24 protein-coding genes and 1 tRNA gene are annotated in these 21,119 nt (G+C 31.8%); 19 read left to right on the plus strand and 6 right to left on the minus strand.

From position 1 onward, the window contains the following. The first annotated feature begins 141 nt into the window (after positions 1-141). The 13 genes from FUA22_RS14855 (at position 142) to FUA22_RS14915 (ending at position 11,591) form a co-directional block, all read left to right on the plus strand. A complete protein-coding gene (locus FUA22_RS14855; protein ID WP_170309939.1) occupies positions 142-1,500 on the plus strand; it encodes a sodium:solute symporter family protein in 1,359 nt (452 codons plus the stop codon). A gap of 16 nt (positions 1,501-1,516) precedes the next feature. Next, a complete protein-coding gene (locus FUA22_RS14860; protein ID WP_147769380.1) occupies positions 1,517-2,749 on the plus strand; it encodes an adenylate/guanylate cyclase domain-containing protein in 1,233 nt (410 codons plus the stop codon). A 124-nt stretch (positions 2,750-2,873) separates the two neighbouring features. After that, positions 2,874-3,143, plus strand: coding sequence for a DUF6090 family protein (locus FUA22_RS14865; RefSeq protein ID WP_206667112.1), 270 nt, complete (start codon positions 2,874-2,876; stop codon positions 3,141-3,143). A 41-nt stretch (positions 3,144-3,184) separates the two neighbouring features. Then, entirely contained in the window at positions 3,185-3,691 is a 507-nt protein-coding gene (locus tag FUA22_RS14870) for a DUF2391 family protein (protein WP_147769382.1), read from the plus strand. Between the two features lie 109 nt (positions 3,692-3,800). After that, positions 3,801-4,598 carry a DUF6090 family protein gene (locus FUA22_RS14875; protein ID WP_147769383.1) on the plus strand — a complete coding sequence of 266 codons (798 nt, stop codon included), beginning with the start codon at positions 3,801-3,803 and terminating at the stop codon, positions 4,596-4,598. Further along, positions 4,582-5,349 carry a DUF6090 family protein gene (locus FUA22_RS14880; RefSeq protein ID WP_147769384.1) on the plus strand — a complete coding sequence of 256 codons (768 nt, stop codon included), beginning with the start codon at positions 4,582-4,584 and terminating at the stop codon, positions 5,347-5,349. Before FUA22_RS14875 ends, FUA22_RS14880 begins: the two co-directional genes overlap by 17 nt. Positions 5,350-5,501: 152 nt before the next feature. Then, positions 5,502-5,966, plus strand: a complete 465-nt coding sequence (locus FUA22_RS14885) for a hypothetical protein (protein ID WP_147769385.1) — start codon at positions 5,502-5,504, stop codon at positions 5,964-5,966. A 137-nt stretch (positions 5,967-6,103) separates the two neighbouring features. Then, a complete protein-coding gene (locus tag FUA22_RS14890; protein WP_147769386.1) occupies positions 6,104-6,931 on the plus strand; it encodes a M23 family metallopeptidase in 828 nt (275 codons plus the stop codon). Between the two features lie 167 nt (positions 6,932-7,098). Further along, positions 7,099-7,875 carry a DUF1295 domain-containing protein gene (locus FUA22_RS14895; RefSeq protein WP_147769387.1) on the plus strand — a complete coding sequence of 259 codons (777 nt, stop codon included), beginning with the start codon at positions 7,099-7,101 and terminating at the stop codon, positions 7,873-7,875. 459 nt (positions 7,876-8,334) lie between these two features. Next, positions 8,335-8,778, plus strand: a complete 444-nt coding sequence (locus FUA22_RS14900; RefSeq protein ID WP_206667113.1) for a GNAT family N-acetyltransferase — start codon at positions 8,335-8,337, stop codon at positions 8,776-8,778. Between the two features lie 40 nt (positions 8,779-8,818). Further along, positions 8,819-9,271 (plus strand): GNAT family N-acetyltransferase, encoded by a 453-nt coding sequence (locus tag FUA22_RS14905; protein ID WP_147769389.1) that lies wholly within the window; start codon positions 8,819-8,821, stop codon positions 9,269-9,271. A gap of 5 nt (positions 9,272-9,276) precedes the next feature. Then, positions 9,277-9,813, plus strand: coding sequence for an acyl-CoA thioesterase (locus FUA22_RS14910; RefSeq protein WP_147769390.1), 537 nt, complete (start codon positions 9,277-9,279; stop codon positions 9,811-9,813). A 110-nt stretch (positions 9,814-9,923) separates the two neighbouring features. Next, positions 9,924-11,591: a formate--tetrahydrofolate ligase gene (locus FUA22_RS14915; RefSeq protein WP_147769391.1), complete on the plus strand. Its 1,668-nt coding sequence runs from the start codon at positions 9,924-9,926 to the stop codon at positions 11,589-11,591. 46 nt (positions 11,592-11,637) lie between these two features. Here the strand turns inward: FUA22_RS14915 and FUA22_RS14920 are convergent, their stop codons facing one another. The 4 genes from FUA22_RS14920 to FUA22_RS14935 form a co-directional block, all read right to left on the minus strand. Beyond that, positions 11,638-12,534, minus strand: a complete 897-nt coding sequence (locus tag FUA22_RS14920; protein WP_147769392.1) for an NHL repeat-containing protein — start codon at positions 12,532-12,534, stop codon at positions 11,638-11,640. 28 nt (positions 12,535-12,562) lie between these two features. Further along, entirely contained in the window at positions 12,563-13,876 is a 1,314-nt protein-coding gene (gene murA / locus FUA22_RS14925) for a UDP-N-acetylglucosamine 1-carboxyvinyltransferase (RefSeq protein WP_147769393.1), read from the minus strand. Between the two features lie 7 nt (positions 13,877-13,883). After that, entirely contained in the window at positions 13,884-14,522 is a 639-nt protein-coding gene (locus FUA22_RS14930) for a DUF4290 domain-containing protein (protein ID WP_147769394.1), read from the minus strand. Positions 14,523-14,589: 67 nt separating this feature from the next. Further along, the gene (locus FUA22_RS14935) at positions 14,590-14,883 is read right to left on the minus strand and encodes a DUF493 family protein (RefSeq protein WP_147769395.1); all 294 of its coding nucleotides are present in this window, start codon (positions 14,881-14,883) and stop codon (positions 14,590-14,592) included. Positions 14,884-14,972: 89 nt separating this feature from the next. On the opposite strand from FUA22_RS14935, the gene FUA22_RS14940 reads away from it, so the two are divergent. The 5 genes from FUA22_RS14940 (at position 14,973) to FUA22_RS14960 (ending at position 19,506) form a co-directional block, all read left to right on the plus strand. Continuing rightward, positions 14,973-15,506: an AAA family ATPase gene (locus FUA22_RS14940; protein WP_147769396.1), complete on the plus strand. Its 534-nt coding sequence runs from the start codon at positions 14,973-14,975 to the stop codon at positions 15,504-15,506. Positions 15,507-15,514: 8 nt separating this feature from the next. Beyond that, positions 15,515-17,419, plus strand: a complete 1,905-nt coding sequence (locus tag FUA22_RS14945) for a RecQ family ATP-dependent DNA helicase (RefSeq protein ID WP_147769397.1) — start codon at positions 15,515-15,517, stop codon at positions 17,417-17,419. After that, positions 17,416-18,363 carry a methionyl-tRNA formyltransferase gene (gene fmt / locus FUA22_RS14950; protein ID WP_147769398.1) on the plus strand — a complete coding sequence of 316 codons (948 nt, stop codon included), beginning with the start codon at positions 17,416-17,418 and terminating at the stop codon, positions 18,361-18,363. Before FUA22_RS14945 ends, fmt begins: the two co-directional genes overlap by 4 nt. 189 nt (positions 18,364-18,552) lie before the next feature. Further along, positions 18,553-18,825, plus strand: coding sequence for an HU family DNA-binding protein (locus tag FUA22_RS14955; RefSeq protein ID WP_092852637.1), 273 nt, complete (start codon positions 18,553-18,555; stop codon positions 18,823-18,825). A 120-nt stretch (positions 18,826-18,945) separates the two neighbouring features. After that, complete coding sequence (locus FUA22_RS14960) at positions 18,946-19,506, plus strand: YqgE/AlgH family protein (protein WP_147769399.1); 561 nt, start codon at positions 18,946-18,948, stop codon at positions 19,504-19,506. Here FUA22_RS14960 and FUA22_RS14965 read toward each other — a convergent pair. Both FUA22_RS14965 and FUA22_RS14970 read right to left on the minus strand, forming a co-directional pair. Beyond that, positions 19,503-20,345 carry an aminotransferase class IV gene (locus FUA22_RS14965; protein ID WP_147769400.1) on the minus strand — a complete coding sequence of 281 codons (843 nt, stop codon included), beginning with the start codon at positions 20,343-20,345 and terminating at the stop codon, positions 19,503-19,505. The two genes, FUA22_RS14960 and FUA22_RS14965, sit on opposite strands and share 4 nt — an antisense overlap. A gap of 66 nt (positions 20,346-20,411) precedes the next feature. After that, complete coding sequence (locus FUA22_RS14970; RefSeq protein WP_147769401.1) at positions 20,412-20,804, minus strand: START-like domain-containing protein; 393 nt, start codon at positions 20,802-20,804, stop codon at positions 20,412-20,414. A 134-nt stretch (positions 20,805-20,938) separates the two neighbouring features. On the opposite strand from FUA22_RS14970, the gene FUA22_RS14975 reads away from it, so the two are divergent. Continuing rightward, positions 20,939-21,012 (plus strand) — tRNA-Met (locus tag FUA22_RS14975). Positions 21,013-21,119 lie beyond the last annotated feature (107 nt).

Below are 21,119 nucleotides of genomic sequence, written 5' to 3' on the forward strand. Positions count from 1 at the left end.
TCCCTCTGGTTCATTCCATTTTTAGTAAGTTAGTTGTTTGCACGCGGAACTATCCTTACACAAACACGTTAGCTGCAATAGTAAGATCAACCTTAATTAATCCAGAATTTACACATGGTTAACTTTTTCATAATATCTTACTTGTTAATTACTCTCGGAATTGGGTTTTGGGCCTCTAAGAGAATAAAGACTTCTGGTGATTTTACACTAGCTGGAAAAAGCCTCTCAACTTCTCTTGTAGGAGTAACATTATTTGCAACCTGGTTTGGAAGTAGTCAAATTATGGGAAACCCTGGATACTTCATATTAGATGGATTTTCTTCATACATAACTTTAATCCTATCTGGAGGAATTTGTTTATTTATTGTTGGACAATTCTATGCACGAAAACTGTATAGAATGAATATTGTTACTATAAATGATTTCTTTAGAGTAAGGTATAATAAAAAACTAGAAGTGTTCTCTTCATTGATAATGGTATTATCTTATCCGCACTGGATTGCTGCCCAATTTGTTGCTTTGGCTTATTTATTTAATACAGTAATGGGTATTCCTTTTAATTACGGCGTTTTTGTAGGTGCCTCAATAGTGGTTTTTTACACCTATATTGGTGGTATGTGGGCTGTAGCTTATACAGACATGGTACAAAGTATCATGATTCTTTTAGGCTTGTTTATACTTCTATTTGAAGTATTAACTGAAACTAAAGGTATTGCCCCAATTTTTTCAAACCAATCAAAAGAATTTTTTGATTTAACACCTCATGGAGGCCTTGAAGAATGGTCAGCATATATTGCTCTTTTATTAGCTTTTATAGCTGGAGCTATACCTGTTCAAGAGATATATCAACGGGTGTTTTCTGCAAAGAATGAAAAATCTGCACGAAATGGTCTTTTCCTTGGTGCCATTCTAATGATTCTTATACCAAGTATTCCTCTAATAATTGGATTAGGAGGTGTTTACTTGCATCCCGAATTGTTGAACAATGGTAATAGTCAAGATATAATACCTGCTTTGGTTAAAATAATGACAAGCATACCAGTTCAAGTTCTTTTTTATGGTGCCATGATATCTGCGATTTTGAGTACTTCAAGTGGTGCTATGCTTGCGCCATCAACGATAATAGGAGAAAACCTAATTAAACCTTACGCAAAAAATCTTTCAGATAAAAATTTACTTCTGTACACAAGACTAAGTGTAATTTTAGTAGCAGCTATATCTTGTTATTTTGCCTTTGATGATTCAGATATTGTTGGATTAGTTGAAGCCTCTTTAAGTCTTATTTTAGTTTGTCTTTTTGCTCCTTTTACATTTGGTTTGTTTTGGAAAAAATCTTCAGTCACAGGTGCGTGGTCAGCGATTTTAACTGGAGGTTTAAGTTGGTTGTTTTGCTATATATATAATACCATAATTGACCCAACTATTTATGGTTTTGTAATAAGTTGTTTGACCATGGTAATTGGAAGTATCCTTTGCCCTGATAAAAATAATGCTAAATAAAAATAATTAGAACATTATGCCCAATAATGATAAAAGCAAAACTTCAATTTTGCATAGAATAGTTGACATTGGTGCTAATAAGGAATTTTCTATAACTGAGAATAGATATCTGCGCATAACAAATATCGCTTCTATCCTTGGCATCTTATTCATGGTAATGTGGATGATTACTGCTTTTTGCATTACAGATTCCCCAATACTTTATGGAAGCAATGGATTGTTAGCGTTGATGTTTTCATTCGTTCTAATATTTAATAGTAAAGGTTGGCGGGTATTGGCTTCAACTTGGTTTACTACTACGTCCTATATTGGAATTATATTATTTCTTTATTTGTTGGGTTACTCGTCAGGTGTTTGGGTAATATGTTTCATCATAATAATTACTCCATACATGACTTTCCCAAAAAGTGCGAGAAAATTAGCTATTGGTTTCAGTATGTTAGGAGTCTTGACATTAATTATTTCGGTTACTTTTCAATCCAAATTTTATCCTCACTATGATGTACTTGACCCATATTTTTTGCAAATGTTTAACATCAGTACAACTGGACTTATTTGTATTACAATCGCATGGACTTTGTCTGTACTAATTGATAAATCGGAGGATTCTTTGAGGGTTGAGCAAAAAAGATCAGATGACCTTCTGCATAATATTCTACCTGTAAATGTTGCAAGAGATCTAAAAGAAACTGGTAAAACAGTGCCCAAAAGGCACAAAAATGTAACTATTCTGTTTACAGACTTCAAAGGCTTTACGGAGTTAGTAGCTAGCATTCCGGCAATCACGTTGGTCAATGAACTCAATGATATTTTTGGGCGATTCGATGAGATTGTTGAGGAATTAGGAGTTGAAAAAATTGAAACAATTGGGGATGCATATATGGCTGCATGTGGCCTTGAAAAAGAGATTAAAGATCATGCAATTAATTGTATTAAAGCTGCGCAACAGATGCTATCTTATCTAGAGGAGAGAAACATGAAACATGAAATTAAATGGAGGATGAGAGTTGGGATACATACGGGACCAATAGTGGCAGGGGTAGTTGGAAAGAAGAAATTTAACTATGATCTCTTTGGAGATACAGTTAATACGGCAAGTCGGATCGAATCATTAGGAGAACCTAGTAAAATAAATATATCAGAAACAACCTACCAGCTCGTCAAAAATGATATCACTTGCGAACGCAGGGGGAAAATTCAAGCTAAAGGAAAAGGAGAATTGGAAATGTATTTTATAAAATATAGCTAAAACTATATATAATGCGTTGCACCCTTCGGGATGTTACGACACCATACACATAACTTGTGCCTCATTCATTTCTCACTAGAGCGGAATTAAATAATTATCCTAACTTTAGAGAAATAAATGAACAATGTTAAAATTCTTTAGAAAAATTCGTCAAAAAATGATAAAAGATAACAATGTTACCAAGTATATATTATACGCCATTGGTGAAATAATACTTGTTGTTTTTGGGATTTTGATTGCCCTTAATATTAATAACCGTAACGAAACTTCTAAATTAAAACAAAAAGAATTCGTTTTGCTAATCAAAATGCAACAAAATCTAAATCAGGATTTAGGCAAATTAAATAGAATTTTAAAATCAAATAATGAAAGAAATCGTTGCTATTGGAATTGACAAAGGTATTTTTCTAGAACTAATTATAAGGAATTAAGATAATGGAACAAAAAGTAGAAATAAAGGAAACCACCATAAAAAGGATTGGAGGCTATTTACATAGAGTTGTACCTATAGCAGATAAATCTGGTGAGATAATAAGTTATGCTTTAAAACCTTTAATGCTTGAATTTAAACCTCGCGATATTATGCAGGTAATTATAGGTTCAGCAATATTGGCAATTCCAGTATCACTAACTGAAGAAGCATGGAATCTTGGTGAAACGCTGCCAATTTCAAATGTTTCTATGATAGCTGCAATTTCTTTAGTCTTGATTTCAGTTTTTGTTTACTTTAATTTTTACAAAGTAACGTTAAAAGGATATGTAACTGATTTCATAAAAAGAATAATTGGTACTTATATTATTTCACTACTTGTTGTTGCATTGATTCTGACTTTAATCGATAAGTGTCCATGGAGAATTGATAATCTATTGGCGATAAAAAGAATAATCATTGTTGCTTTTCCAGCAGCCATGAGTGGAACCCTAAGTGATACAATTAAATAAAAATTAAACAGTTGCCAACAATGGCTATAAAGCATAGGCCTAACCTACCAAACCGTTCCTGAGCTTCATAGCCGGAACGTTAGCCTTCATTATGACCAACCAATAGACAATGATAAAATTCTTTAGAAAAATTCGACAAAGATTATTGACTGAAAATAAATATAGTAAGTATCTGATATATGCTATTGGAGAAATTATACTTGTAGTAATTGGTATTTTGATTGCACTACAGATAAACAACTGGAATGAGAATCGTATAGCAAAAATTGAAGAAGGAAAATATCTCAATGCATTACTAACAGAAGCGAAGACTAATAAAGTAAAACTTTTAAGGTTAATTGAGAATAGAAAAACTATATTAAATGCTGTCAATTACACCATAGACCATTTAAACAAACCTGTTTTAAATCCGCATGTTATAGATTCCATTTATATCAAGTTAGGATGGACGTTTGGTTTGTCATTTACCTTGTTAAATACATCTGCGTATTCAGAAATGGAGTCATCAGGTAGATTGCAAAATATTACAAACGATTCTTTAAGAAATGCTATAGTAGATTTTTATGAATATTTGGATTATGTTAATGATATAGAAGACAGAGGCCCTGTCCATTTTTGGAATCATGATTATAGTCCCTTTTTCCCGAAGCATCTTAACTATACAAAAACTATCAAGTCATGGAATTCTGATAAAGGTTTACATGAATTAGATCTACCACCTATGCCATTTTGGACATTGTCAAAAACACATCCATTAAAAATTGAATTCTATAACCTGTTATCTCGATATTATACTGGCTCTTGGTGGATTTTGAATTCACAAAAACGCTTACTAAAACAAGTAGAAACTATACACTCAATGCTAAGAGATAATCTTGAAATTGTTAATAATGATAAAATTCTTTAGAAAAATTAGACAAAACTTAATGTTGGAAAACAGAACAGGAAAATATTTTAAATATGCCATTGGTGAAATTATTCTTGTTGTAATTGGAATTTTAATAGCTATTCAGCTTAATGATTTAAACGAAAATAGAAAAGAACACAAGAAGGAATTATCCTTTATTAAAAAACTGCAAGAAGATATCAATTTCGATATTCGACATTTAACTAAGCAAGATTCCATTTTGGCAGGTTATCTATCCAATCAAGAAAAAATACCAGAACTATTACTTAAAGCAACATCAGTAAAAGATATTGCGAATATTGAATCGGTAATGCACAAAAGTTGGAATAATATAGAGATAAATAGAAAGACGTATAATGAAATGCTCAATACTAGCGGAATTTATATTATTAAGAACAAAGAATTACTAATTCATTTAAACGAGCATTATGCTTTAATAGAAAAGTATCAACAATTCATGAGAGAAATAACTGAGGACGGACGAGAGTATATGAAAAATCCCGATTTAGATACCTTCCGATTTTTGAAAAAATACTATGAAAATCCCGAATTCGATATAAATAGAATTGATACGAGTTGGATAGGGAATTATAATTCACCTACCTATTTAGCTTTATCCAGATATTATAACCATGTGATAGGTGGTGTTAATGGAAATAAAAGAACCTATATTAAAGAAATACTTACTAGCAGCAATGCATTGTTAAACGAAATTAAACAAGAATTAACGAGCAGAAATTACAACAATTAAATAACGAACGCACAACAATGGCTATAAGTAAATACTTGTTCTCGATTACTTTGGAAATTCCGCAGGAATTTCCAACTCGGTGTGTACTTGCAAAGTTAAGTGCTAACCTACACAACTACTCATAGCCGAGACCGTTGGCAACAATTACAAAAATGAATAGAAGAAAGATATATTTTTACAGCGCTCTGATTTTGACTTTAAGTGTAATTATACTTTTAGCTACTGGCTCTTCTTTACTTACAATCGCTTTAAATGACAACAAATCAATCCCTCTAGGAACATTTACAACTTGGACTGGTATGATTTCATTACCATTAACGATATATTGGGGGGCAAATGAGCTAAGAGAACCATCGAGCAAACTGAATAGAATTCTCTCTGAATTCCTTAGAATCATAATCATATTTGGAATTCTTTGGGTTCCAATATCATATTTACTTGCTGGCAATCTTTCATTCACTTTTTCTGAAAAAGAAACATTTCAGGGTGGACAAGTAGCAATGCGATGGTTTTGGCGGTTAAGCTATGGCATTGGAATTGGAGCAATACTGACATTAATTATATATTGGATTTCATTACTTTTCAAAAAAAAGAAAACTGTTACCAACAATGTATAACCGCAATTACGGCGGATTCGACTACGCCCGAATCCACTCGGAATTGCTAACGTTAGTACTTAGCCGAAAAACAGTAACTTTAATCCCCTAACTAACTGTTATGTGAGACCGTTGTAGCACATTAAAATAATCCATTAATGAAAATATATTTCATCCTTTTTCTGTTAATTACATATACTTTAAATGGCTTTGGACAAAAACAAAAAGACGAGCCTACAACCTACTTAGATGATTTATCTATTGAGTGGAAAAAAAATAATGACACTTTAAAACTTGTTGCAAAAAACAAATTACTGACTTCAATCCAACTTTATTTTCATACAAGAAGAGATAGTACTGAATTAAAATCATTCTTATTACTACCCAAAGATAGTATTGAACTTATAAAATATTCCGGAAACGCACCCGATTCTATTTTTAAATCACGAATTAGTGATAGTATTAGAGTTAGTTATTATTGGGGCCATAAATCGTTAATTAATCCTGACATGAGTTATCGTTATAGATTTCCATTTAAAAAAGGGAAAAAATATGAAGTAAGTCAAAGCTTTAATGGCAAAGCTTCTCATAATGATGAAAAGTCAAAATATGCTATTGATTTTCAACTGAATATAGGTGAAAGTGTACATGCTGCTAGGGATGGATTGGTAGTGAAAGCTATAGATTGGTTTACAAAACAAGGCGGAATAGAATTAAGAAATTCGGCTAATAAAGTAGTAATTCTTCATTCAGATGGGACTTTAGCCACTTATGCACATTTAGATTACAAGGGGATTTTTGTTAAAGAAGGACAAAAAGTTGAAAAAGGACAAAAGATAGCTGTTTCAGGTTTAACAGGACACACTCGAGGTCCGCATTTACATTTTGTGGTAAGAAAAGAAAATGATATTGCCATTCCTGTATATTTTAAAGGTTATGAAGGCGAAGTATTAAAGAAAGGTAAAAGATATAAAGTAATCAATTAATATAGCACTACAACAACATGTATAATTAATTGCTTTGGCTAGTGATTACTTGGAAAATTCCTTCGGAATTTTCTCGCGTTCGTTTTTGTTTACTAAATTAGTTGCTCAAACACCCAACTAGACCATAAATAAAACCGTGGTGCTTCATTATAACCAACAACTAACCAATGACAACTATACTCTTACAGGCGTCCCTCATCATTTTAGCACTTGTAACGCTTTTGTGGATATGGAGTGTTTTCATTAAAAACGTAAGTATTGTAGACATATTTTGGGGCTTCGGATTTGTAATTGTTAATACTTTTTATGTATTTATGTCTGGAGAAATAAATGATAGAAAATTATTAACCTTAGCTTTAGTGGGAATTTGGGGACTAAGGCTTTCTATTTATCTTGCCTATAGAAATATTGGCAAAGGAGAAGATTTTAGATATCAGGAATTCCGAAAAAAATATGGACCTAAACGCTATTGGTGGTTTAGTTATTTTCAAACTTTTTTGTTACAAGGAGCCTTAATTATGATTGTTTCTTTACCCCTTTTAGGTATTAATACAAGTGATAGTACTGGGACTCTGTATGTTTTTGATTATTTAGGTCTTTTAGTTTGGCTTATTGGATTTACTTTTGAAGCTGGCGGTGATTATCAATTGGCACGTTTTAAAAGGAATACTAAAAACAATGGAAAGGTTTTAAATACGGGTTTTTGGAAATACACTAGGCATCCAAATTATTTTGGCGACTCCGCGGTGTGGTGGTCTTTTGGTCTTTTTAGCATTGCAGCTGGTAGTTACTGGCAAATAGTAGGTTCTATAATTATGACTTTATTGATTATTAAAATATCTGGTGTGAGCTTGCTTGAGAAATCTTTAAACGAGACAAAACCTAAATACAAAGATTACGTCCAAAAAACTAATTCCTTTTTTCCATGGTTGCCTAAAAATTAAATGACAATGGGTTTTATAACTAAAAACATTTGGTTTATATTATTTGTAGTTTGGGGATTACCTTTAAGTTATTATAGAAGTAAATTCCGTAAAATCATTTACCAAACTGACAGTTGGCTAATAAATATTAAACCTGTTTTTTGGAAAGAAATTAAAGGACTTTTTGGAAATATTTATCCAGAGAATCTCAAATACAAAAAGTTTAGAAACTTCTACCTTTTCTATCTGATTATTTATGGCTTGTTATTTACAGCTTATTTATTATTTGATAGAAATTTGTAAAAAATAACAAATATAAAACAAGGTGTTAATTCCAAATTTTAGTTTGCTTATTCATAATTAAGAAATCCCAGTACGTTTACTTAACGTTCTATCCTTTTTGCTATATTAGTTGTTTAACCAAGAAACTAACCATACACACCGAGCCGTTATACATCATCTAAGTCACTCTAAAGTATTATGAAAATAATAAGGACAAATTCTCAAAATTCAGAATTTAATAGACTTGTACAATCACTGAATTTAGACCTTGCTAAAAGAGATGGTAAAACGCACCCTTTATCTCAGTTCAATGATATCTCCAATTTAAATTATGTTGTTTTAGCTTTGAAAAACGATAAAGCTATTGGTTGCGGTGCCATCTCGGAATACAATTATAATACTATGGAGATTAAAAGAATGTATGTGTCGCCAGAAGCAAGAGGTCAAAGAGTAGGAGAAAATATTTTATTTGAATTAGAAAACTGGTCTAAAGAATTAGGATATTCTAGATGTGTACTCTTTATGGGGTCAAAACAACCTGAAGCAGGTAAACTTTATCAAAGAAACAGTTATAATTCTATAGAGAAATACGGTAAATTAAAAGATATTCCAGACAGCTTATGTCTTGCAAAAGATTTATAAAGAAAAGCGCTCGTGCAACTACGTATAAAATGAATTAATTATGAACTATAGAAAAGTTACTGAAAAAGATTTAGATCAAGTATCTGAATTATTTAATGCCTATAGAGTGTTTTATAGAAAAGAACCTGACCTAGAAAATGCAAAAATATTTTTAAGAGAAAGAATTAAAAATAATGACTCAGAACTTTTTGTAGCTGAAGACGAGAAAGAACTTCTTGGTTTTGTACAACTCTATCCATTATTTTCATCAACAAGAATGAAAAAATTATGGTTACTAAATGACCTATTCGTAAATCCTAAGAATAGGGGTAAAGGAATTTCTATTGGATTAATTGAAAGGGCAAAACGACTTGTAAGAGAAACTAATGCTTGTGGATTGGTTTTAGAAACCGAAAAATCAAACATAATAGGGAATAATCTCTACCCTAAAACAGAATTTGAGTTGAACGAAAGTTCCAATTTTTATGAATGGAATAATAAAGTATTAAAATAATACACATGAGATGGATTAGACTTTTACTTGCATTAATACAAGCAAAATTTAAAACGAAACTTATTGGAACTGAAACGGTAAGGAAATCATTTAGAGTTTGGATTTCTGATATTGATGTTTCAGTAATGAATCATGCGGCTATAATGACGGTTCTAGAAACCGGACGATTAGATTTAATGGTTAGATCTAACTTCTTAAAAGTAGCATCAAAAAACAAATGGTTTTTCCCAAGTCAAGCCATTAGTATTCAGTTTTATAGGCCGCTTAAGGTGTTTCAAAAAGCACAAATCTTTACCAGAATATCATACGTTGATGCAAAATGGATTTATGTAGAACAAAAAATTGAGCGTAAAGGAAAAATTATTGCTGCTTGCATTGTTAAAAACACCATTAAAAAAGGTAGAGAAACCATACCAACATCCGAAATAATGAAAGCACTTCAAATTGAAAACGTCCCAACATTCAAATATGACTTAATAAAAACTTATGAACTTGAAAATATTCATATGACCGATAAATTGGTTGATAATTGGGATAATTGAGAAGAATCTTTTTAACCATTTAGTTTCCTTATCATGAATACTTTTCATGACAATTATCACTCTTATTCGCGGTTATATTTTTTATTTTTAAAGGATTAAAATACCAGAATATGACCGACTTACAAATTGCCAAAACCATTTCATTAAAGCATATCTCTGAAATTGCCAAAAAATTCGGTATTCATCCAGATCAAATTGAAATGTACGGCAAGTACAAGGCCAAATTACCTTTAAGAGCAATTAATAAAGAGTCGGTTAAAAAAAGTAACCTCATTTTAGTTTCTGCTATTTCTCCTACCCCAGCAGGCGAAGGTAAAACTACCATGTCAATAGGCTTATCAGAAGCCCTTAACAGGTTAAACAAAAAAACAACTGTAGTTTTAAGGGAGCCTTCTTTAGGACCTGTTTTCGGCATTAAAGGGGGAGCAACTGGCGGAGGTTTTTCGCAAGTGTTACCTATGGAAGATATCAATCTTCATTTTACAGGTGATTTTGCAGCTATTGAAAAGGCCCATAATTTACTGGCAGCCATTATTGACAATAATATTCAAAGTAACACTAATTCACTCAGACTAGACCCAAGAACAATAAGCTGGAAGCGTGTTGTAGATTTAAATGACAGAGCTTTAAGACGGGTTATTGTAGGTTTAGGAGGCACAACATCTGGTGTGCCTAGAGAAAGCGGTTTTGATATTACCGCAGCTTCCGAAATTATGGCTATTTTATGTTTAGCTGAAAACCTAATGGGTCTAAAAACCAGATTAGGAAATATATTTGTAGGATATACTTATGACAAAACGCCAATTTATGCAAAGGATTTAAAAGCTCAAGGTGCCATGACAGCTTTATTAAAAGAAGCTATTAAACCTAATTTGGTTCAAACTATTGAGGGCAATCCTACAATAATACATGGCGGACCGTTTGCCAATATTGCTCAGGGTACAAATACGGTTATTGGTACACTTATGGGAATGTCTCATTCAGAATATACCGTTACAGAAGCAGGTTTCGGATTCGATTTAGGAGCCGAAAAATTCTTCGATATAAAATGTCAAAGTGCTGGATTAAAGCCCAAAGCTGTTGTATTAACTACCACTATAAGAGCCTTGAAATATCATGGAGGCACAGATTTAAAATCACTAACAATACCAAATTTAGATGCTTTAGACAAAGGATTACCAAACTTAGAAAAGCATCTTGAAAATATTTCAAAATTCAATGTTTTACCAGTTGTTGCTATTAACAAATTCACTTCTGATAGTGATGAGGAAATACAACTCATAAAAGATTTTGCACAGTCTAAAGGTGTAAAAGTTGCAGTTGCTGATGTTTGGGCAAAAGGTGGTGAAGGTGCTATAGAATTAGCACAACTTGTTATAGATATTGCTAACTCCAAAACTTCAAATTTCAAACCCCTTTACGATTGGAATTTGGATGTAAAATCCAAAATTGAAACCATTGCAACAGAGATTTATGGTGCGGAACATGTAGATTATACTTCAAAAGCTAAAGCACATCTTAAAAAAATAGCGGCGTTAGGCTTAGAGCATTTACCTGTATGCATTGCTAAAACTCAAAAATCGTTGTCTGATAATCCTAAGTTATTAGGTAGACCTAAAGATTTTATCATCACTGTAAGAGAAATTGAAATTGCTGCTGGAGCCGGTTTTTTAATCCCAATTACAGGAGATATTATGAGAATGCCTGGGTTACCAGCTCATCCTGCATCTGAAGGTATTGATATAAATGAGGATGGAGAAATAACCGGGTTGTTTTAATTTTAAACAAATTAAAATTATGCACTTGCTTATGAAGATTAATAAACTAATCGAATTTCAATTTATAGGCTCTTACTCTATTATGAAAGAAAGTAGGCAAAAGTAAAGTTTGAGTTTCTGGTATAAAATCTAAATCTGCTGCGTTAATAGATTGTTCTCTCGTATCTAATAATTGCGTTTTACTCCAATCAGTTCCATTAATGTAGAAAACCTCACCTTTCCAGCTAGTGGTAATAAAGTCGCCATTCTGCAATTTGTATATGCCATCTCCGTGACCAATATTTTCAGTTAACTTTTTAAATGTTTTCGAGCCAGTATCATAGATTCCAAATTGTTGAGTACCTGAATCTAAGTAATAAATCCCTTCTTTTTTATGAAGCAAGCCATTTAAACGTTTCAAACTATCAGCAGCAAAAACAGTCAGCTCTTCATCTTTAATTTGATAAATGGTGTTTGAATTAGAACCCGACGCATATACAACCCCATCAGTGCCAACGGTAATATCATTTAATTGCGGGTTGTTTTCAACGGTGTACTTTCTTATAATTTTTTGAGATGTCATATCAATTTCTACAACGTCATCAATGTCATTTACATATAACTTTCCATTTGAAATACCTAAACCTTTGGGTGCACTCAATCCCTCTATCCATTTTAGGTTAGTTATTTCTCCGTTTGTATTAATAGTAGAAATAAAACCATTACCATCTTTTCCCCAAGGCTCATTATTAATATTAGACACATAAATAGTTTGCGATGAACTATCATATAAAACAGCTTCACAGGTAGTCAATAAAGAATCCGTTTCCCAAATTAATTCTAAAGAAGGCTTAATCTTTACAATATCGGTTCCTTTTATTACCTCATTTGACTTACTCTTATTATTACAAGACAGAAAAAATAATGAAATAAAAACTACAATTGGTAGAGCCAATTTTTTCATCTATTCAGGATATTAATTATACATAAAATTAAGCTTGCACACGTTCTATGCGCGCTCCAATAGCACGTAAACGTTCATCAATATTTTCGTAACCACGGTCTATTTGCTCAATATTCATAATAATTGATGTTCCTTTTGCAGATAGTGCTGCAATAAGTAACGAAACTCCCGCACGAATATCTGGCGATGTCATGGTAGTAGCTTTCAGAGTAGATTTAAAATCATGACCTATAACAGTGGCTCTATGCGGATCACATAAAATAATTTTGGCACCCATATCAATCAATTTATCTACAAAAAACAACCTACTTTCAAACATTTTTTGGTGTATTAACACACTACCTCTAGCTTGCGTAGCCACTACCAAAATGATACTTAATAAATCTGGTGTAAAACCCGGCCAAGGTGCATCTGATATAGTTAAAATAGAACCATCTATAAAACTCTGAATTTCATAACCATCGGTGTGTGCTGGAATATGAATATCGTCTCCTTGTTTTTCAACCGCTATACCTAATTTTCTAAATACATTTGGGATTAAACCTAAATCATCCCAAGAAACATTAGTAATGGTTAATTCGCTTTTAGTCATAGCCGCTAAACCAATCCAGCTACCAATTTCAATCATGTCTGGTAACATGGTGTGATCTGTTCCTCCCAACCTATCTACGCCATCAATTATCAGCATATTAGAACCAACACCGCTAATTTTGGCGCCCATTCTATTTAGCATCTTACATAATTGTTGTAAATAAGGTTCACAAGCAGCATTATAAATAGTGGTTTGTCCTTCGGCTAAAACGGCAGCCATTACAATATTGGCAGTTCCGGTTACAGAGGCCTCTTCCAACAGCATATATGCTCCTTGAAGTTTATCGGCTTCAACACCATAAAACTGCTCTTCTTTACTGTATCTAAATTTGGCTCCTAATTTTATTAAGCCTTCAAAATGAGTATCTAAACGACGACGACCAATTTTATCGCCACCAGGTTTAGGAATATATCCTTTACCAAATCGTGCTAATAACGGGCCAACAATCATGATAGAACCACGCAAACCACGTCCGTCTACCTTAAATTCATCTGACTCTAAATAATCAAGATTTAAATTATCTGATTGAAAAGTAAAGGTTCCTTTGGATTTTTTGTCAACCTTAACACCTAGCTTTTCTAATAAACTAATAAGCTTGTTGACATCAACTATATCTGGAATATTATTTATAGTAACTAACTCTGGAGTTAGTAAAACAGCACATAAAATTTGTAATGCTTCGTTTTTTGCTCCTTGTGGTTGTATGCTTCCTTTTAGCTGATGACCACCTTCAATCTTAAATACTCCCATGAATTATTTAGTAGCGTTTTCTTTGTCTGTTTTGTCCTTTTTTATGGTGACTCTTTTTACCAGAATACTTGGTCTTAGTACGCATCAAGCTTAATGATTCCGAAAGGTTTTCTTCTGAATTTCTTAAGTCAATCTTACCCTCGGACAATTCAAATAAATGATCATATATAACCATGTCTTCTACAGTGTCTTTATTCCAGTTTAAAAAACACTTTTTCATATGATTTGCTATGGTGTAAAGTAAAGCTTCTTTAAGCTCACCTGCCTCCCATGTATTAGCAACGTCTATCATGGTTTTAATATTGTTTCCGTAGAAACGGTACTTTGGGAAATTTTGAGGATACTCCAAAGGTTCTGGTTTCTCTTCAAAAAGTTCTTTAGTCGGTTTTTCATAAGGAGAATCAACATCTAATTCAAAATTAGCCATGATAAATAACTGATCCCAAAGTTTGTGTTGAAAATCTGGAACATCTCTTAAATGCGGTTGCATATTACCCATAACAGAAATTATGGCTTTAGCCAATTTGTTCCGTTCTTCTCTGTCTTCAATTGTTTTGGCATGATTAATCATTTTTTGCATATGACGACCATATTCAGGAATGATTAAATGCTCCCTTTCTGTATTATATTCTAAACTATTTATCAAAATAAAAATGTGTGGAATTAAAAATTATGCACGTAGTTGTTATGCTTCTGCAAAATACAAAAAAAAACTAAAGGCTAATGACACCTTCAATCTTTTCTGCTACTTCTTTATATTTTTCAATAACGCTATCCGGATTACTCATTAATAGGTTAACAGAAATACTAGTGTATTTACCATTTTTAGACTCTACCTTATTTATTACAGCTCCCATATTATCAAATATAGTCTCTAATCTTGTAATTTTCCCTAAGTCAGTTTTTACAATAAACTTATATAAATATTCAGATGGCCAGCTAGTTGTTTCAAATAACTGTCCTCTTAGTTTTTTGTAAAATTCTTCTGAATTTGACGGTGTACTCATAGCATTTTAATATGCTGCAAATATACAGTTTCATTTCTATTTTTTTTATCGATTCTAAATTCCGATTTTTACATACAAAATTATTGATTTTGAACACAAAAAAAGTTGTTATTACCGGTGGCCCGGGAACTGGTAAATCTACTATTATTAATGAGCTAATTAAAAGAGGGCTTACTTGTTTTGAAGAAATTTCTAGACAGGTAACTTTAGAAGCTCAAAAAGAAGGTATTGAGCAGCTTTTTTTAACAGACGCACTATTGTTTAGTGAACGGCTTTTAAATGGACGTAAACAACAGTTTATTGAGGCTTCAAACACTAAATCAGAGCTTGTTTTTATGGACCGAGGGGTTCATGATGTTTTAGCCTATATGGATTTTATTGGAGACACCTATCCTCAAAACTTTGTAGATATTTGTAAATCCAGTATTTATGATACTGCTTTTATTTTGAGTCCATGGGAAGACATATATGAAAGTGATAATGAGCGTTATGAAAATTTTGAACAAGCCCTCAAAATCCATAATCATCTTTTAAAAACGTATAAGTCTTTCGATTATGAATTAATTGATGTGCCTTTCGGCACAGTTGAAGAGCGTACAAATTTCATTCTAAATTCATTATAATAAATAGGATGGAACACCCAATTAACATATTAGAGCGTTATTGGAATTATACTGAATTCAGGAATAATCAAGAAGCCATTATTGAGGCGGTAATTTCTGGTGAAGACACTTTTGTACTATTACCTACCGGAGGTGGGAAATCGTTGTGTTTTCAAATTCCAGCGTTAGCAAAAAAAGGTATTTGCATTGTGGTTTCTCCTTTAATAGCATTAATGAAAGACCAAGTTCAGGCCCTAAATAATAAAAACATAAAAGCTCTAGCCATTACAAGTGGGATTTCATACAATGATTTGGATACACTTTTAGATAATTGCATTTACGGAAACTACAAGTTTTTATATCTATCTCCAGAACGTTTACAACAAGAGTTGGTGCAGGACAGGATTAGGCAAATGAACGTAAACCTAATAGCTATAGATGAGGCACATTGCATCTCTCAATGGGGCAATGACTTTAGACCATCTTATAAAAACATAATACTTTTACGCCAGTTACAGCCTTCTGTTAATGTAGTAGCTTTAACAGCCTCGGCTAAAGAAAATGTTGTTGAGGATATTATAAAAGAACTAGATTTTATTCAACCTAAAATATTTAGGCAATCTTTTTTAAGACCCAATATTGGTTATATGGTATATCATGAAAATGATAAATACTATAGACTGGAAACTATTTTAAAAAAGTATACTCAATCTTCTATTATTTATGTTAGAAACAGAAAACTAACCTTAGAAGTAAGTTCTTTTTTAGAATCAAAAAATATTACAGCAACTTATTACCACGGTGGACTTTCTAATGCTGAGAAAGAAACAAATATGACAAGTTGGCTCAATAACCAAAAACAAGTTATGGTTGCTACCAACGCTTTTGGAATGGGCATTGATAAGCCCGATGTAAAAACAGTTATTCATATTAATTTACCCGAAAGTATTGAAAGTTATTTTCAGGAAGCAGGCAGAGCAGGAAGAAATGGAGAAAAAGCATTCGCGGTAATTCTTAAAAATGATAGCGATTCTCAATTGGTGAAAAATCAATTTTTAAGTGTTTTACCTTCTGTAGATTATGTGAAACAGGTTTACAGAAAACTATGTAACTATTTTCAAATATCATATGGTGAGGGCGTATACACAACATATGATTTCAATTTTAATGCTTTCTGTAAAACATACAATTTTGGAACTATTCTATGTTATAACACACTACAGCTATTAGATAGAAACAGCGTCATAACCCTTTCTAAACAATTTAAAAATAAAGTTACCGTTCAATTTATAATGTCTAGTACTTCTATATTTAATTATTTAGAAACACATCAAGATTTAAATTTAATGGTTAAATCATTGCTGCGGATGTATGGTGGTATTTTTGATTACGAAACCAAAATTAATACGCTTAAAGTATCGGAAAAAGCTTCGGTTTCAGAATCTACTTTAATCAATGCTTTACATCAACTAGAAAAAGATGAAGTTATTAATTTAAACCTCTCAAAAACTGATGCTCAAATAACCTTTATTCAACCAAGAGAAGACGAAAAAACTATTAATAGAATTGCTTCAATTATAGAGCAGCAAAACAAATTAAAGCAGCAACAGGTTAAAGCAATGCTTAATTATATTGAGAATGATAGTGTTTGTAAAAGCATGCAATTGCTATCCTATTTTGATGAAAAAAATCTAGAACCTTGTGGTGTGTGTTCAGTTTGTACTAACTCTAAAAAAAAGCCTAAAAAGGAAGAAATAACCAAACTAAAAAACCGTATCATTGAGCTCTTAGAAAAGGGTGATTTATCATCAAGACAAATGGTACAATATTTAAATTGTTCAGAAAAAGACTTAAAAACAATTATAAAGCTTTTATTAGAACATAATATTATTACTATTACACCTACAAATACATATAAATTAAGTCATTTATGAAAGATTTAAGAATCGTTTTTATGGGCACGCCAGATTTTGCAGTAGCCACTTTAAAAACTTTAGTTGAAAATGAATATAATATTGTTGGAGTTATTACGGTACCTGATAAACAAGCTGGTAGAGGAAGAAAACTTAATGAAAGTGCAGTTAAAAAATATGCCATAGAAAACGATTTAAACATATTACAACCTACTAACTTAAAAAGCGAATCTTTTTTAGATGAATTAAAAGCACTTAAAGCAAATCTTCAAATTGTGGTTGCTTTTAGAATGTTACCAAAAGTGGTGTGGCAAATGCCAGAATATGGCACTTTTAACTTGCACGCTTCCTTATTACCTAATTATAGAGGAGCTGCTCCTATTAATTGGGCTATTATTAATGGTGAAACAAAAACAGGTGTTTCTACCTTCTTTATAGATGAAAAGATAGATACTGGTGAAATGATATTTCAAAAGGAAATAGATATAGACCTAGAAGAGAATGCTGGAAGACTTCATGATAAATTAATGGCTATTGGAAGTGAATTGGTTTTAAATACTGTAGCATCAATTGAAAAAGGTGAAGTTGAAACCAAACCGCAAGTAGATACAGAGGATATTAAAACAGCTTACAAGTTAAATAGAGATAACTGTAAAATTAATTGGGAAGATTCTATTGACAATATCTTCAACCTTATTAGAGGTTTAAGTCCGTATCCAGCAGCTTGGTGCACTCTAATTAATGGAAATGACAAATTAGATGTGAAATTATATAAAGTGGAAAAAGAGATTGATTCTCATTCAAAAGAAATAGGTTCTATTATTTCAACTAAAAAGGAACTAAAGGTTGTGGTATCCAATGGATACATTATTATTAAAGAAATTAAACTTCCAGGGAAACGCATGATGGATGTAAAATCATTACTAAATGGTTATACTTTTGAAACAAATGCCAAAATGCTCTAAACCCTTGTTACCACTGATATTATTAAAATATCGATGAAACACCTGTCCTTTATCAACAAAAGCCCAAAGTTATTAACAATAGTGCGTATTTCCCTTACTATTACTTGCATGATTGCATAATCCGTATAAATTTGTAGAGGATTTAACAAAAAATGTTTAACCAATTTATTAATAATTAAATTTTATATTATGAACAAAACAGATTTAATCGATGCAATGGCAGAACATGCAGGTATTACTAAAGCAGCTGCAAAAAAAGCTTTAGAATGTGCAATTATTGAAATTGAAGGTGCTTTACAAAAAGGTAACAGAGTTTCTTTAGTTGGGTTTGGTTCTTGGTCAGTTTCTAAAAGAGCTGCTAGAGAAGGAAGAAATCCTCAAACTGGTGCTACAATCAAAATCAAAGCTAAAAACGTTGTTAAGTTTAAAGCTGGATCAGATTTATCAAACGCGGTAAACTAAGAGTTACTCATCATATTAAGAAAAGCCTTCAAATATTGAAGGCTTTTTTTGTATCCTAAAGCTAAATAGTTGCTTTTTTAATAAATAAATATTAGATTTAGTTACTAATTCCTCAAACGAATGATAACAACAAAACCAAAAAAAGGAGATTTGTTAATTGCAGAACCCTCTATAATTGGTGATGTTTCTTTTAATCGCTCTATTGTTCTTATTGCCGACTATTCTGATGAGGGTTCCATAGGTTTTATCCTTAATAAGCCCCTTGAATATACTATTAATGAATTGGTGCCAGAGATTAAGACAGACTTTAAAGTTTATAACGGAGGTCCTGTAGAACAGGACAACTTATACTTTATTCATAAAATTCCTGAATTAATACCAGAAAGCATTGAAATTTCATTAGGTATTTATTGGGGTGGTGATTTCAACAAGGTTGCAGAACTTATTGCTAATGGAAATATTAGCGAAAAAGATATTAAGTTTTTCCTAGGATACTCTGGTTGGGATGCTAATCAACTAGATGAGGAACTTAAAGGAAGTTCTTGGGTTGTTACCGAAAATGTTTACAAACAAAACATCATTGAAAAGGACTATAAATCTTTCTGGAAAGAAAAAATGTTAGAATTTGGTGGTGAATATAGCATTTGGTCTAATGCACCTGAAAACCCAAATTACAACTAGTTAAGTCTTATTGACATATTCAACTTACCTATCAACTGTTTTGACACTTCATTTGAAAATAGTTTTTTCCTATATTTTGATATGGGCTGGATACCTACAATAACATTGGTAATAAAAACCTCATCTGCTTTTTGAATTTCAAACGGTGAAATAGAAGCTTCAACTACATCATATTCTTCAACTTTTTTAAGAATTTCAATAATCTGCTTTCTCATTATACCTTTTAAACAACCATCTTCAATTGGTGGTGTTTTAATGGTATTACCTTTTACTAAAAAAACATTTCCGTTTAAAGCTTCAACTACTTGTTTATTAGTATTTAAAATAAGGCAATTATTAAGATTGTTTTCTTTTGCATAAATACTTCCTACAATGTTTAAAGCCTTATTATTTGATTTTAAAGTAGATAATAAAGTTGGAGACATATAATAATCTTTAAACAAATCAACTTCATAAAAAGCATCATTTAAAGTATAAAAATCGTCCTCAAGTACTTTAATAGAAATAATATACCCAATATCATTAGTTGAAGGTGTATATAATCCTCCTTCATTTCTAAAAACTGTAAATTTTGCCCTAACAGAAGATTTCGACAAGGAGTTAGATTCTAAAGTTTTAAGAATTTGTTCTTCAATATATTCCATTGTAAAACTCATAGGAATTTCCATGCGCATTATGCGCATTGACGCCATCAATCTGAAGTAATGATCTTCTAAAAAAAGAATTTTACCATGGCTTACTTTAATAGTTTCAAAAAGAGCATCTCCGTAGGCGAATCCTCTATTTTCAATTGAAAGAACCTTATTGTTATCTAATATATTACCGTTAAAATTAATCATAAAAAAATCCCATTTTCATTGTTTTTGAAAACGGGACAAATATAATTTAATTAAATCATTTATAATCTAAACTGAGCCTAGTACATGTTTTAAATCTGATATTTGATTTTCCCACAACATTTTAACCTCATCAATTTCATCTTCATCAGCAAAATCTGTTACCATTAAAGATACGTCTTTAGTGATTTCATCTACCTGTATTCTAATTTCAAAATAATAAGACTGATCTTCTTCTTCATCTGCCAACCATCTAAATTTAACACGTTCACCACTCTTTTTACTGAGTAGTTTAGCTTGCTCCTCACTATCATCCCAAATAAATGTAAAAAGCTCTCCACGAGAATTTACATTATCTGAAAACCACTCTGATAATCCAGACGGCGTTGATATATATTGAAATAGCAACTGAGGTGAGGCATGAATTGGAAATTCAATATCGATTTTAACTTTGTCGTCCATAACTACTATGAGAATTTTATGATGCCCAATATATACATTAATTAATAAGTTTTGTAATTATTTTTAATAATATTTTAGGCCACTTCTATTTGTGAAGAATAATATTGTTTTTATATTTGCAGCCACAAAATTATGGCGAGGTAGCTCAGTTGGTTAGAGCGTCGGATTCATAACCCGGAGGTCTCGAGTTCAAATCTCGATCTCGCTACAAAATCAAAGTACTGCAAACACAACGGTTTAGGTTTTTCTAAACCGTTTTTTTATGCTTAGCATTCAACAAATTCTTACATTTGCATACGATTGTGAATACGAAAG

Origin of the sequence: Seonamhaeicola maritimus, from assembly GCF_008056315.1 — a bacterium.
GTDB classification, from domain to species: domain Bacteria; phylum Bacteroidota; class Bacteroidia; order Flavobacteriales; family Flavobacteriaceae; genus Seonamhaeicola; species Seonamhaeicola maritimus.